The organism is Chthonomonas sp., from assembly GCF_035294165.1.
Classification (GTDB): Bacteria; Armatimonadota; Chthonomonadetes; order Chthonomonadales; family Chthonomonadaceae; genus Chthonomonas.
This window is the reverse complement of sequence record NZ_DATGLN010000053.1, coordinates 1-13,559: the sequence shown is the minus strand read 5'-3', so window position 1 is coordinate 13,559 and position 13,559 is coordinate 1. Positions and strand designations below refer to the sequence as shown.

General features: G+C 56.7%; 10 protein-coding genes, 1 other RNA gene and 2 pseudogenes. 9 read left to right on the top strand and 4 right to left on the bottom strand.

Annotation, left to right across the window (positions count from 1 at the left end; genetic code table 11):
* Window positions 1-266: a transfer-messenger RNA gene (ssrA, locus tag VKV29_RS02185) on the top strand; the annotation flags it as partial.
* Between the two features lie 76 nt (window positions 267-342).
* On the top strand, window positions 343-1,695 hold the full coding sequence (gene obgE, locus VKV29_RS02180) for a GTPase ObgE (RefSeq protein ID WP_324199658.1): 1,353 nt from the start codon (window positions 343-345) through the stop codon (window positions 1,693-1,695).
* Window positions 1,696-1,698: 3 nt separating this feature from the next.
* Here obgE and VKV29_RS02175 read toward each other — a convergent pair whose 3' ends face one another.
* From VKV29_RS02175 to VKV29_RS02165, 3 genes are all read right to left on the bottom strand, one after another.
* Complete coding sequence (locus VKV29_RS02175) at window positions 1,699-2,871, bottom strand: hypothetical protein (protein WP_324199657.1); 1,173 nt, start codon at window positions 2,869-2,871, stop codon at window positions 1,699-1,701.
* Window positions 2,872-2,972: 101 nt separating this feature from the next.
* Window positions 2,973-3,626 carry a DUF4276 family protein gene (locus tag VKV29_RS02170; RefSeq protein WP_324199656.1) on the bottom strand — a complete coding sequence of 218 codons (654 nt, stop codon included), beginning with the start codon at window positions 3,624-3,626 and terminating at the stop codon, window positions 2,973-2,975.
* A 3-nt stretch (window positions 3,627-3,629) separates the two neighbouring features.
* Window positions 3,630-4,769 carry an AAA family ATPase gene (locus VKV29_RS02165; protein WP_324199655.1) on the bottom strand — a complete coding sequence of 380 codons (1,140 nt, stop codon included), beginning with the start codon at window positions 4,767-4,769 and terminating at the stop codon, window positions 3,630-3,632.
* A 262-nt stretch (window positions 4,770-5,031) separates the two neighbouring features.
* On the opposite strand from VKV29_RS02165, the gene rlmN reads away from it, so the two are divergent.
* From rlmN to VKV29_RS02130, 7 genes and pseudogenes are all read left to right on the top strand, one after another.
* Window positions 5,032-6,123 carry a 23S rRNA (adenine(2503)-C(2))-methyltransferase RlmN gene (gene rlmN, locus VKV29_RS02160; RefSeq protein ID WP_324199654.1) on the top strand — a complete coding sequence of 364 codons (1,092 nt, stop codon included), beginning with the start codon at window positions 5,032-5,034 and terminating at the stop codon, window positions 6,121-6,123.
* Window positions 6,120-6,773, top strand: coding sequence for a hypothetical protein (locus VKV29_RS02155; protein WP_324199653.1), 654 nt, complete (start codon window positions 6,120-6,122; stop codon window positions 6,771-6,773). Before rlmN ends, VKV29_RS02155 begins: the two co-directional genes overlap by 4 nt.
* Window positions 6,770-8,431: a hypothetical protein gene (locus tag VKV29_RS02150; RefSeq protein WP_324199652.1), complete on the top strand. Its 1,662-nt coding sequence runs from the start codon at window positions 6,770-6,772 to the stop codon at window positions 8,429-8,431. The genes VKV29_RS02155 and VKV29_RS02150 overlap by 4 nt, the downstream gene beginning before the upstream one ends.
* Window positions 8,428-9,156: pseudogene (gene lptB, locus VKV29_RS02145) on the top strand (LPS export ABC transporter ATP-binding protein); the annotation flags it as partial. The gene VKV29_RS02150 and the pseudogene lptB, both read left to right, overlap by 4 nt.
* 118 nt (window positions 9,157-9,274) lie before the next feature.
* On the top strand, window positions 9,275-10,444 hold the full coding sequence (locus tag VKV29_RS02140) for an LptF/LptG family permease (RefSeq protein WP_324199650.1): 1,170 nt from the start codon (window positions 9,275-9,277) through the stop codon (window positions 10,442-10,444).
* Between the two features lie 35 nt (window positions 10,445-10,479).
* On the top strand, window positions 10,480-12,042 hold the full coding sequence (locus VKV29_RS02135) for a DUF3084 domain-containing protein (protein WP_324199649.1): 1,563 nt from the start codon (window positions 10,480-10,482) through the stop codon (window positions 12,040-12,042).
* A gap of 74 nt (window positions 12,043-12,116) precedes the next feature.
* The gene (locus tag VKV29_RS02130) at window positions 12,117-12,512 is read left to right on the top strand and encodes a hypothetical protein (RefSeq protein WP_324199648.1); all 396 of its coding nucleotides are present in this window, start codon (window positions 12,117-12,119) and stop codon (window positions 12,510-12,512) included.
* On the opposite strand, the pseudogene VKV29_RS02125 reads toward VKV29_RS02130, so the two are convergent.
* Window positions 12,509-13,559: pseudogene (locus tag VKV29_RS02125) on the bottom strand (hypothetical protein); the annotation flags it as partial. The gene VKV29_RS02130 and the pseudogene VKV29_RS02125 sit on opposite strands and share 4 nt — an antisense overlap.

The window sequence follows — 13,559 nt, the reverse complement described above, 5'->3', positions numbered from 1 at the left end:
AACGCGAACACTCAAAACTACGCGCTCGCGGCTTAATTAAGCCGCCCGTCCATCTTGCCCCTGCCGGCCGGGCGAGAATGGGCGTTACCATGCCGGCTTGGCGTGTGAGGGCGGAACGTCCCCTCCACGTAACCTCTTAGGTGTTCTAGCGTTCTGCTAGCCCTGCCTCCGGGGCAGGCAAACGCGAATTTAAAACGGAGGCTACGCTCGTAGACGCCAGAGGCGAATCCCTAGGGACGAGAGTTCGAGTCTCTCCACCTCCACTGAAATCTTACAGGGGCGCGCAGAGAAAAAAGGCTCTGCGCGCTTTTCGCTTCCATAGCGCTTATCGGAGCCGCAAAGATGTTTGTAGATGAAGTAGAGATCGAGGTTATCGCCGGAGATGGCGGGAACGGCATGGTGTCGTTTCGACGGGAGAAGTATGTGCCGCACGGCGGCCCTAACGGCGGAGATGGAGGAAGGGGAGGAAGCGTTATTCTGAAGGCCGATCCCAATCTGTCTACACTGCTCGACTTCCGCTTCCAGCGCCACTATCGAGCCGAGCGTGGCGGGCACGGGGGCAGCAAACAGATGTTCGGTAAAGATGGGGCCGACCTCGTGCTGCGCGCTCCGGTGGGAACCGTAGCAACCGACCTTGAGACCGGAGAGGTGGTTGCCGACCTCGTCTATCCTCATCAGACGGTAGTGGTGGCACGTGGAGGCAAGGGCGGACGAGGAAATGCCCATTTTGCTACCTCTGTGCATCAGGCGCCCAAGTTCGCCGAGAAGGGCGAGCCAGGAGAGCGTCGCCGCTTAAAGCTAGAGCTTAAACTACTTGCCGACGTGGGGTTGCTAGGCTACCCCAATGTGGGCAAATCTACCCTCATCGCTGCCGTCTCCGCCGCTCGCCCCAAAATCGCCGACTATCCCTTCACAACCCTCGTTCCCAATCTGGGGGTGGTGCGGGTAGATATTGATAAGAGCTTTGTTATCGCCGACCTTCCCGGCCTTATCGAAGGAGCTAGCCAAGGTGCCGGCTTGGGGCATCAGTTTTTGCGCCACGTGAGTCGCTCGCGCCTGCTTATTCATCTGCTCGATGTAAGCGGCCTTTCTGGTCGTGACCCCTTGAACGATTTTGATGTGATCAATCGGGAGCTGGCTCTCTACGACCCCAAGCTTGCCGCCCTGCCTCAGATCGTGGCCTTGAACAAAATAGATGTTCTCGCCGACCAGGCGGAGCTGGAGCCGATTGAGCGTGCATTGGCAGATAGGGGTTACCCGGTGTTTCGCATATCGGCGGCCACGGGCACCGGGCTACGTGAGTTGATTTTTGAGGCCATGCGCAGGCTTGAAACCCTTCCCAAACCGTTTGAGGAGGCTCCGCAGGGCAAAGTTGTCATTCAGGTAAAGCCCACCGATGACAACTTCTGGGAGGTTCGCCACCCCGAACCCGGCCTTTTCGAGATCGTGGGGCGTGCTGTGGAGCGCCGCGTCGCCATGACAGATGTGGAGAACGAGGAGGCGATGGAGCGCCTTCACCGCCTCTTAGACAGAATGGGGGTTATTCAGGCACTACGCGAGCATGGTATTCGCCATGGCGACACCGTGCGCATTCGTGATATCGAGTTCGAGTTTCAGGATGAAGCCGTGCTCGATGCGGAGATCGAGGCCATCGAGACGGCTCGCAAGGAGAAACGTCGCTTAAGGCGCTCCTAAACCCTAAGGCTTTGGTGCGGTGAGCGGGAAGAAGTAAAGCCCCGAAGTGTTGGGAGCCGAGAGCGACGTGAGCACCAAAAGCCCTGGCGTGGTTGGCTCGATGGGGCTTTGGCGGGTGACGTCGCAGACCTTGCCGGCCAGAGGCGGGGTGTAGTAAGCGTCGTTGGCGTTTGTCGCATTCAGCAAGCCCACGCACCACGTTTGGCTTTTGAGCACGAATTTGTTCTGCCCTGGGTGATCGGGGTCGGGAACCGCGTCAATATCCTGGTTTAATTTAGGAAGATAAAGAAAGAGTTGGTGCTGGGTGGGCAGATTCCAAACCCCTATCAACCCGCCGAGGCTAAGCGCTGTGGGCATTCCTATCTTTTCCAGAAGGCTCGGATCGCCGTGCATCTCCGCCCACTGCACTTCGTGGCTTTGCGGCGGCGCTTGGGGATCGGCAAGCCAAGAGCTGCCTGGCTTTGAAAGGTCAACCCGATAAGCTTGCAGATCGCCACCGTTCAAGGCCACCAGCAGACGCTCGGAGCCATCGAGAAGCCGCACGGCCCCTATCAGTTGAAAGCCGCTTGGGGCCGGCAGAAAAGAGAACTGCTTCCCATTCCACCATCGAACTCCATCGCCGGTAACGATCAGCAAGGGCTGGTCGCTACCGGCAAAGTGCCCTACTTGAAGCATGTCGGCATTGGCCGCAATCTGGAGAGAACTGTCTTTAACAAAAGCCTTGCCGTTCCAGCTCCACAGGGCAAGCTCGCTCTGATGCGCATCGCCACTCGGTGAAAGCGTGATCAGCATGGGATGATTATCCCCTTTAACGTCAGCAACCACCACACGTTGGGCGGCAGTTGGCAGTTTTATCGCCCATCCAAAGCGGAAGGGGCCGGTGAGCGCCTTCGGGTTGATTTGGGGCGTCTCCACATAGCCGGCAAAGGAATGGTTGTGCGTTTCGTAGTAGAACCCTCTTTCGTTGCAGGCTACCGTGTTCACTTTGCCGGTAGAGGGGTCTAAAATGCCGGGAGCAGCGCTTACATGGCAGTAGACGCAGGGCTTATTTTCTCTGCGAGCATACTCTACCGTGGCGTGGGCTGAGGGCAGCGTAACGAACGGTAGCAACGAGAGGCTCAAGAGCGATAGGGTGAGCGTTGTCAAACCGATAAAAAGCCAGGTTCTTGCTTGCATCCTCATGCCGATCTCCTCAACTTTATTTCTGCTGAGATTCTACACGAGAGAGAGGCTTATTCCAAATAGAGGGGGTCATTTCCCTTGAAATTCGTGTGGTGTTATAGCTGTTCAAGCATTTCCAGCCACTCGTGAAAGTGGGGGCATTTTGTTCGGATAGAGTTCAATCCTAATTTTTCACAAAAAGGGGGACCGTCAACAGTTTTTTTATAGTTGCGTATATACTTGCAGATACGCTGAGATGGGTGTGTAGCAGCACCGTTGTTGATCTCTTCCGGTGGAGGTAGGTTGCCGATTTGGGCGGAAGAGGGTTGTATTATACGGTGTTCAAAAAAAGCCTTCCATTGAGTAGGGTCTACAAATAGGAATGCTTCAAATTCGTGCAGCATGAGATAGGGTATGAAGCTTGGATGGGCAATATCTATAGCAAACTGCTTTTCTAGATACTTTACCCTCGCGTAGGGGGTTTTGCCTTGCAAAGAGGCTAGCCCCGGAAAGTCTTTAGGCAATCCGTAGTAGTCTAACATGGTGGTCACACGGTAGGCGCTGCTATCATCCAACAAATGCATTATATCGCGACGCATTTTGGCATAGGAGGTTACGCCTCCTCGATAGCTAGCGCCGACGGTAGTTAATTTTGTGTGCAATAGGCAAGGGATAAGGTCAATCTGAAAGGCCAATAGGTGCTTGTGAAGGAGCCTTTTTACGAAGGCCTCTTCCGTCTGACCTTCCACCAAAATCAACACTTTCTTCACCGGCTAGGGACGACCTCCAAGTAAGTTCTTCTCCCACAGCGTGCCCAGTTCGTACTCCTGAAGCCACTGCGTTAATTGCTCTGAGGCGATACGATGGAAGACCGACTCTTGGCCCGGACTAAGCGAACCGGTTCTGTGCTCTTGTCTTTCGACAACGATGATCTGTTCGGGCGTGAACTGGTTCACGAGAGTAACCGATTGGGTAGCTAGGAGTACTTGAACACGCATCGAAGCGGAGTGGATAAGTTGCGAAAGCACCGTGATCGCTGCAGGATGCAACCCAAGCTCCGGCTCATCTAGGATAATGATGGCCGGTAGCAGCGCATCTGGTTGAAGGAAAAGAGTGGCGAAACAGATAAAGCGCAGAGTTCCATCGGAAAGGGCATGGGCGTCGAACAGGGTATCTGAGCCTCTTTCGTACCATTCCAAGCGGATTTGGTCGGGATTGAAAGGATCAGGCTCAAGCGCGAAGTCGCCGAAGAAGGGGGCGACGGAGCGGATGGCGCGTACGATATCTTGATAGTGGGAATTGTACTGCCGTTTAAGCCTATAGAGAAAGGCGGCCAGGTTAGACGCATCGGCCCGTAGGAAACGGTTATCGCTAAGATCACAAAACTGTTTCACTTTCGCCGAATCGCTTGTGTCGTGAAAATGATAGACCCGAAACGATTGAAGGTCTTTATAAATATATTCGCCAACTTTACCTTCACTTGCCCATTCAGGCAAAAGACTCTCTTCATGAACTCCAGAGCTCCATCGGTTCGATACAGGTGCCTCATACTCAGCAAACTTATGAAAGAGAATCTCCTCTCGGGCAAACACGAGCTTCTGGTCCTCTGTGGGAAAGAGTTCACACATATAGCCGTTCCTGGTTTGCCGCTCCGTGTCTTTGAACCAAAGCTCAAGCGAGAGCGCATTGGTGGTTTTTCGTCCGTAGTACAGCAAACGGTCAGGCCCACCGGCTTGGCGCACGTAGATTTGGAAGTCTCCCGACACGAGACGGTTCAGCATCCTAAATAGACCGATGAAGTTGGATTTGCCGGAGCCATTCGCGCCGATCAGCACATTCACCGGCCCCAGAGACAGCTCCTGATTACGAATAGATTTGTAGCCCTGCACAACGATCTTTTCTAGCAAACGCATTTCGTTTCCCGCCTTCAGGCCGACGCCCTCCCCCTCGCTTGTTTCGAGAGGCCTTTCTGGAAGCTTAGGTACGCCGTTAGTAGCATAGATGCCCATAAGTATAACATCTACGATAGTTGGACGCGAATCGGTTGCGGAGTCCTTCCGATGGGTAGTCTCTCCGCCTCTAACGAAAATTTGCGCGGTGGGAACGAAGGCAGGTAGAATCTGCCTATTAGAGATTCGGGCATAGGTAGAATTTGGAAGAAAGGCGAGGGCCGTTGTGGAACCGAACAGGCAGTGTCTTTTGGGGTGTAGCACGAAAGAGTTAGAACAGATAGCCCTTGAGTTAGGGGAACCGGCCTATCGGGGGCGGCAGATAGCTCGGTGGATTTATCGTAAACAGGTCCGCACGCTCGATGCTATGAGCGACCTGCCCGCCGCCTTTCGTGCGCATCTGGCGGCTAACTACCGCTTAGGTTTGCCCGATGTAGTGCATCGTGAGGTTGCCTCCGATGGCACCATTAAATATCTCCTTCGGCTGGAAGACGGCCTCACCGTGGAGAGCGTCTACCTGCCCTACCCCGATCGCGTCTCGGCCTGCCTATCTACGCAGGTGGGTTGCCCTGCCGGGTGTCGGTTCTGTGCAACGGCACAGGGGGGGCTGGCTCGCAACCTTACTGCAGGCGAGATCGTAGGCCAGTATCTGGCCATGCAAGCCGAGAGCACACGACGCATCTCGCATGTCGTCTATATGGGTATGGGAGAGCCATTGTGGAACTACGAGGCCACGGTGAAAAGCCTGCGCCTTTTAGGAAATGAGGTAGGCCTCTCGATGCGTAATCTCACGGTCTCAACGGTAGGGGTGGTGCCGGGAATCTTGGCGTTGGCTAGAGAGAACATGCCGATTACGCTGGCCTTGTCGCTGCATGCTCCCGACGATGCCCTGCGCGCCCGTCTCATTCCCACCGCGCGCAAGTGGAAGCTCGACGAGATATTGGCGGCCTGCGCCGAGTATGCCCGAATCACGAAGCGTAACCTCACCTTCGAGTATCTGTTGATAGGCGGCGTGAACGATAGCCCGGAGCAGGCGCGTGCTTTGGCCGCTCTCCTCGAACGATGGAAGCTGCCGGGCAACGTGAACCTCATTCCCTTCAACTATGTGGAAACGCCGGAGGGGTTTCGGCGCCCCACCAAAGAGGCCATCGCGCGCTTCCGCGAGACCTTGGCAGCCGCCGGCAGGGTAACAACGCAACGGATGACGCGCGGTGATGCCATCAATGCAGCCTGCGGACAACTACGGCGCCGTATGGCACAAACAGCGGAGGCGACTGTACCTATTCTGTCTCTTCTCCCCCCTTCGGTACGATCATGAGCCGCTCCTACCAAGCAGCCGTTCTCTGCTGCACAGCCCTCTTGTTGCTGGGGCCGCTTGTTGGGTGCAGTCGGAATAGAGTGCCCTCGGCAAACCAAGCCCTGCAAACGGCTTCAAACCGCGCGCCTTCCTCCGGGGCGACATCGGCTAACGAGGCTCAACAGAACTTACGGGGTCGGGTGGAAGGAGATGGGTGGCATCTCCGTTGGAACACCCACAAAACCGCCGACCTCTACGGCCCCATGGTGCCGCTGTTGGTGGCTACTGCCCGAAAGGGCAGCATCTTTTATGAGGGCGGAGGCACGGAGATCACCCTCCTGTTAAAGGGGGTTTACGCACGTCTATATGAACAGGGGCGCTACGTGGCCGATGTGCAGGCCGACACGGTGATCGCCAATCAGCAGCAGCATACACTCCAAGGAGAAGGTCATGTGCGCGTGCTTTCGCGGGAACGTCCACCCAACACCCTCATCACGGCCGATAGAATGACCTGGAAGAGTGAGGCCGACCGAATTATTGCGGAGGGGAACGTCCATCTTGTACAATTTCGAGGAACCTCTGCAGGTGGACGCACGTCAACACCCTATGAGACTTCGGCCCCGCGCATGGTTTACCATATAGCAACCGGGGAGATTGTGGCGACACAGTGAAATATGGATGTCACTATCGGTGGAGGCTTTCTGCCTCTGCCCTTTTTACCATTCTACTCATTGGCGGAGTGGCTTTTGCACGGGCGCAACAGCCCTCCACAAGCGCTCAGTTGCCGGTGGCCATCGGCGATATTCGCATCTCTCACTTTGCCTCTTTTCGCACCAACTTGCGCCAGTTGCGTAACTTTGTGGTAAGCGGCAAAAACATCGTTGTGGCCACCACCGACCCAAGTCGCCCCTTAAGGTTTTACCTGGTGGTCAATGGAGTGGTAGGCCATGCAATTGGGCCGAAAGGAAGTGAAGTGGAGGCGGAGCTAGAAGGCCCCATTCAGTTTCGCGTGGTACGTAAGGTGGGGCAGGAGCAGCGCACTTTGGAGGGAACGGCCGGGCATGCGCGCTACAACGAGCAGACACAACGGCTTTCCCTATCCGATGGAGTGGTGGCGAAACTATTCGACCCAAGCCGCTTAGAAGGCCCGGCAACCGTTCATGTAGATAGCGCCGTTGTGGCCACCGATAAAAGCGGTCGTCTTCAACTAAGCGGGCGTGCCGGCACCGATTCCCTTACCTTTGTGCCGAAAATGGCTACGCCTAAAGGCGGCGCTCTGCCCCGCCATCGGCTGGGCACGGTACAGGTGATAGGGTTTACGCGGGGCGATGTAGACCTGCCGCACGCTGTGCAGCTTAGCGGTTCTCCCGTACAAGTTACCTTCGACGATGTGGTTACCAAGGCCAAAGGCACTCTCTCGGCCGATCTTTTAGAGGCCTACTTTGCTCAGAACCATCTGGTAGAGATAGCGGGGCAAGGAGATGTTCGTTTTCATGGAACGGAGCCAGATGCCCGGAATCGTCTCATTATTCTCGAGGGCCGTGCCGATCGGGCGCACTATGAGGCTGCCCAGTCTCAGGTTTCTCTCGAAAATGTGGAGGGAACTCTTCAGATACCCCAAAAGCTTCAAGGCCCCGCCCACATCCAAGTGGCGCGTTTGGTAGCTCAACTCGGTCGCGCAACCACCTATCTCTTCTACGGCGAAGCCGGCCGCGATTCGATCAGCTTCTCTCCTCAACCCTCCGCCCTGCCTGTAACTCAAGGAGAGCATGCGCGTCCAATCTCTGTAGGAACGGTGGAAGTCAGCGGCTTTGAACAGGGAGAGTTTGTGCCGGGCAAGCGATTTCATGTGGAGGGAAAGAGGTTGACCATCCAGACCTCGGAGCCACAAACCGGTTTCGAGTCGCGCATCGAGAGCCAACAGATAGAGGGCGTGCTTTCCCCCACCAACGAGGTCGTTCGTATGGCGACACAGGGGGAGGTTCAATGTCGTTTTGTTCGTCCCTATCACCCCGCCGGCAACGCACCAAACCCTCCTCAGCCGAGCGATGGCAAAGAGATTGTAGAGGCGAAAGCGGCCTCTTTAGTCTATACCAACACGGCGCAAACATCGGAAGTGGTTTTGCAGGGGCCTACGCAGATAACGGCGCAAAGCCCGGCCTTGGCGGGGCCGGTGCGCTACGTTGGGGCGCAGGGCGATACCGTTGCCTGGAACTTGCGCAGCGATGACCTTGTTATCGCCAGTCCTCAGAGCACGGCACGAATAGAGGCGGTGGTGCCACCGCCGGCAAACCCAAAACTGGAGAAAGCGCGAGGCAAACAGCCATGAAGCTACGTGCAGAGGAGCTGGTGAAAGTCTATCGGGGGCGCCGTGTGGTCAACGGAATCAGTTTAGAGGTGGAGCAGGGCGAAGTTGTGGGTTTGTTAGGGCCAAACGGGGCGGGAAAAACCACCACATTCTATATGATCGTGGGGCTGGTGCGTCCACAGAGCGGCCACGTCTACCTGGATAACCGTGAGATCACGCGATTGCCCATGTATCGGCGTGCTCGGGAAGGGATCGCCTATCTTCCTCAGGAGCCATCTGTATTTCGCAACCTTACGGTGGAGGAGAACCTACTGCTGGTTTTAGAGGCGCAGCCGCTGACTAAAGCCCAACGTCGCCAACGTATGGAAGAGCTGCTTGGGCAGTTGAACATCGGGCATTTGCGTCGCAGCTTGGGAAGGCTGCTTTCCGGTGGAGAGCGCAGGCGGGTAGAGATCGCCCGTGCTCTGGCGGCGAAGCCCAAATTCATTCTGCTTGATGAACCGTTCACCGGAGTAGACCCCTTGGCCATCGAGGACATCGGCAACATCGTTCACGACCTGGCAAAGTCCGAAAACCGTATTGGCATTCTCATCACAGACCACAACGTGGAGGCCATGCTTGATATTACCGAAAGGGCCTATATCATCGCCGACGGCGTGAAGCGCGTGGAAGGCCCTGCCCATACGCTGTTACAAGACCCGGTGGCCATACGCTCTTATTTCGGCGAGCGCTATACCTATGGTCGTGGCCATGCCGCTCCGCAGGGCTTACGCGCTAAGGCCGAAGCGGAGCTGCGCGAGGCAGGCATCACCACTTGGGAAGCCCCCGAAGCCGAGACGACCCCGAAAGAGAAAGAGCCGGATCATGAAGCTCATTGATAAGTTGGTGTTGTACGACCTTATCGGGCCGTTTTTAACCGGCATGTTCATGTTTCTGGTGCTCGTGTTCACGGCCGGCTTTCTCTTTCAAGCTACCGACATGGTGGTGCAAGGCGTGCCGTTAAACCTCGTGCTCAAGTTCGTGCTCTACGCCCTGCCCGGCATTCTCACCCAGACGTTTCCCATGGCGATGTTGCTCGCCTCGCTGATGGCGCTTGGACGCCTCTCTGCCGATAGGGAGATTGTGGCGATCTTCACGGCGGGCATCGGTTTTCCGCGCGTGGTGCTGCCCGTTTTCGTGGTAGGCTTGTTGGTAAGTATTGTGGCCTTCACGTGGAACGAGACCGTTGTGCCGCCGGCCACGCGTGCCATGTACGATCTGAAACAAGAGGCACTTCAACACATCGCGAAATCGGATGAACCGATCTCCTACGATATTAAACGTCAGGATGGGCGCGGCCTAGAGGAGAGCGTGTATGTGCAGGGAGGCTACGATGCCCGTACTCAAACCCTCCGAGACGTTCGCATCGTGCGCTACAGTGACGACCCGGCGATGCACGGGGCTGTGGAGCTTATTGTCAACTGCGCGCGCGCCCAAAGCACCGACCGACGTGGCCTTGACCAAAGCGGTTTAAACTGGACGTACTACGACGGCTCTTGGGTGCTGCTTGTGCCCGACAAGGCCACAGGGCTGATAAAGGATACACTCGTTACCAACTTCAAAACCTTGAAGGTGCTTCCCGATAATGCAAGTATAGGCAAATCGTTCAACGAGGTGATGAACGCCCAGGTGAACGATGCCAACCGGCTCAGCTTCAACCAGCTGCGTCGGGAGATCGAGCGCGATAGAGCGGAGGGACGTATTGAGGAAGCGCGTGGGGAAGAGGTAGACCTCTACGGCAAGATAGCGCTGCCTTTGGCGAGCGTTATTTTTGGGGTGGTAGGCGCAGCGCTGGGGCTTAACACCCAACGAGGGGGAAGCCGCACGGTGGGATTTGGTATGGCGATATTCATCGTATTTCTCTATTGGGTATTCTATCACGCCATGTTTGTTATTGGCAAAAGCGGAGGGTTGCCTCCGATGCTGGCAAGCTTCTCGGCCGACATGGTCGGTGCCGCTGTAGGGATTTGGCTGACCCTAAGGGCTTCGACCTAGGCTTCCCTTTGGGAAAGGGGGGATAGGAGCAAAAGATGATCTGGACAACACTAGCACTGCTCTTACTGGTCGTGTTAGGCGGTTTCATTGCCTATTACGGCGATCTTCAGGGGAGACGATGGGGAAAACGCCGCGTCTCCTGGTTTGGGCTGCGTCCCAAGCATACGGCCATCCTTATTACAAGTTTAACCGGTGCCTTCATCTCGATGGTGAGTATTGCAGCCCTGCTGCTTATATCTCCCCCCATTCGACAGGTTGTCCTCGAAGGCGAGCAGGCCATAGCCGAAAAAGCTCGGCTCGACCGTCAGGTGCGCATCGCCCGCCAGCAGGCCGCCGAGGCCATGGCACAAGCTAAGCGCGATCAGGAGCTTGCCCAAGAGGCACATCGGCAGCTGCTTCTCTCGCAAAAGGCGCTGCAGCAGGCCAAGCAGCATGTGGTTGTGCTGCGCGCCCAAAGCGAACGGCTGCGAGAACAGGTGGTTCAGAAACGGGACGAGCTGGTGCACAAGACCCGTGAGGTGGCACAGTTGGAGCGGCAGCGTGCCCATTTAGAGGCTCTTAATCGGCATTTTGTGGCTCAAAACCACGAGTTGGCCAAGCAGAACCTGGCGTTGGTGCATAAGAACACCCAACTCACTCAAGAGAATAAAACTTTAATTGCCGCCAACGGTGACTTGCAGAGGCAGAACGCCGATTTAGGCCGCGCCAACGAGGTTCTGGAGCGAACCAACCAACTGCAGTTAGAGGCCAACCAAAGCGAGGAGCAGAAAGCCGCTGAGATACGCAAGCAACTGCAAGAGGTACAAGACCAGCTTGCGGCGGCGCAAAGCCGTTACGCCATGGTGAGCCAACGTTTAGACGAGGTCTATCGCTTCCTCGCCGGTTCCGCCAACGATTATCTGGTGTTGCGTCAAAGCCCTATCGCCGTACGCTACGGCGCAGAGCTGGCGCGTGGGGTGATTGCGGCGCACTTAGACCGTCAGACCATTCTTAGCCAGTTAAAGCAGTTGCTGCAGCAGGCCAGCGCCACAGCGCTGGGCTATGGTGCCGCCATAGGAGATAACGGCAGCGCCGTGCGCCTCCTGTCGCCTATGTCGTTAACCCTAACCGGTGGGGCTTCCGGTTCCGACTCGGAGGCCGCGCTTAGCGATTTGGCCGGCAGGCTAGAGGGCAGCGATACGCCAACGCTGCTTATTGTGCGTAGTCTAAGCAATACCCTTAACGGCGAACAGGTGCCTGTAGAGGTGGTTAGCCGCACCGTGCAAACGGTGTTCCACCCCGGCGACGAGCTTGCCGAAGAGAGGATCGAAGGGGCGCTTTCGGAAAAAGACCTACAGCAGAGGCTAGCCCAGTTTTTACAGACGGATGTGCGTTCGGCCGCGATCAAGGCCGGCATTGTCCCCGCCGTCGACCCGGTTACCGGTGCCAGCCAAGTGGGGCTGTTCGACCCGCTGACATTGGCGCACCTCGTGCAACAGGCCGAGCGAGTGCGTGGCCCACTACTGATAAAAGCGGTGGCAGCCGGTTCTATCACCTCGGCCGACCTTCTCGACCCAGAGCACTTGCACATCGAGTTTCTGCGTGCTGCGGGGGGATAGGGCGCTTCGATGGCTTTCTTGAGAACCGGTTTAGCACCTTACTGCCCAAGGAGATCGGAAAGATAGACCAACATGTGGTACTGGCCGTAGACCCCGGTCGGGTTCGTTGTGGGGTTGCGGTAGTAACCGAAGAGGGGAAAGCGCTTTACCAGGCTATTGTGTCGCCGGACGGGCTTGTGGAGGAGGTTGGGCGGCTGAAAGCGCAGTTTTCACCGAGAGTGATTCTTGTAGGCAAAGGAACGGGCAGCGCTCCTCTTATTGAGGCGTTGGAGAGGGTGGCAGAGGAGACCCCCATTGTAGTGATGGAAGAGGCCTATACGTCCGAAGCGGCGCGCAGACTTTTTGTGCAAGAGAACCCCGCACGTGGTTGGCAAAAACTGTTGCCGCGCGCCCTTCGTACGCCGGATAGGCCCTACGACGACTATGCAGCCCGCATTTTGGCCCAGCGTTGGTGGCAGCACCAGCGTTAATCTTGCAGGAGCAGTTCTATCTTTTTGGCGTACTTGCAGAGCAGCTCATGGGCATGTTCGTGAGAGCTAGATTCGGCATAGACGTGGAAGTAAGGCTCCGAGGCATCCGGTAGAACGAGCACCCATCCATCTCTTTCAAAGAATTTAATGCCGTCTACCATCTCCACATGCTGTTTATTCGCAGACATAAGCGCATCGGCCTCGCGGGTAAGCACCCGCATAATGCGCCCTTTAGCATCCCACGGGCAGCGTATCGTGGTTCGGGTGAGGTGGGCCGGCGGCAGCTCGTGCACCAGTTCGGAAAGGCGCAGGCCGGTGGTGGCCAGCATCTCCATCAGTTTGCCGAAAGCGTACATGGCATCGAAGGTAGGTTGAAACTCGCTGAAAATAAACCCGCCGCGATCATCGCCGGCAAAATCCACACGACCCTCCTTATTGGGGCGTGCGACGCAGAACTCCATGAGGTCTCTAGAGTTTGTGCGCGAGCGCACGATGGTGCCATCGTGCAGGGCAACGATGGGTTCCAGGATGCTGGGGGCGGTGATGGGTACGGCAATACGCGCATGGGGATGGGTGCGCGCCACGAGGGCGATCATCAGCGCCAACAGCTCATTACCGCCGATAACCTGTCCCTCTTCGCTCACCAACGTCATCCGTTCGCCGTCGGCCTCAAACAGCACGCCCATGTCGGCCTGCAGCGTCTGCACGATGCGTGCGAGGCCGGGCAGCAGGGCAGCCCGCGCTTCGGGCGTTTTCGGGGTTTTCTGAACATCGGGATAGGCGTTTAGGGCAATAAGGTCTACTCCCATGCGTCCAAGCATGGAGGGATAGATACTGGCGAGGCGGCTAAAGGCGAAGTCGGCCACCACTTTCAGGTGAAGGTCGCGTATGGCCTCTGTGTTCAGACGATGATAGAAGGCCTCGGCATACTGTTCGATGCCGCGCCCGGCGAACTCCAAAATGCCCACCTGTTCGGCATCCACGCGCCGGAAGTCCTCGCGATAGAAGATCGTCTCTATTTTGCGTTCGGCGCTTTGAGCGATGTAG

Coding starts and splice junctions, on each gene's coding strand:
- obgE (WP_324199658.1), top strand. CDS start 343: ATGTTTGTAGATGAAGTAGAGATCGAGGTTATCGCCGGAGATGGCGGG.
- VKV29_RS02175 (WP_324199657.1), bottom strand. CDS start 2,871: ATGCAAGCAAGAACCTGGCTTTTTATCGGTTTGACAACGCTCACCCTA.
- VKV29_RS02165 (WP_324199655.1), bottom strand. CDS start 4,769: ATGCGTTTGCTAGAAAAGATCGTTGTGCAGGGCTACAAATCTATTCGT.
- VKV29_RS02155 (WP_324199653.1), top strand. CDS start 6,120: ATGAGCCGCTCCTACCAAGCAGCCGTTCTCTGCTGCACAGCCCTCTTG.
- VKV29_RS02140 (WP_324199650.1), top strand. CDS start 9,275: ATGAAGCTCATTGATAAGTTGGTGTTGTACGACCTTATCGGGCCGTTT.
- VKV29_RS02135 (WP_324199649.1), top strand. CDS start 10,480: ATGATCTGGACAACACTAGCACTGCTCTTACTGGTCGTGTTAGGCGGT.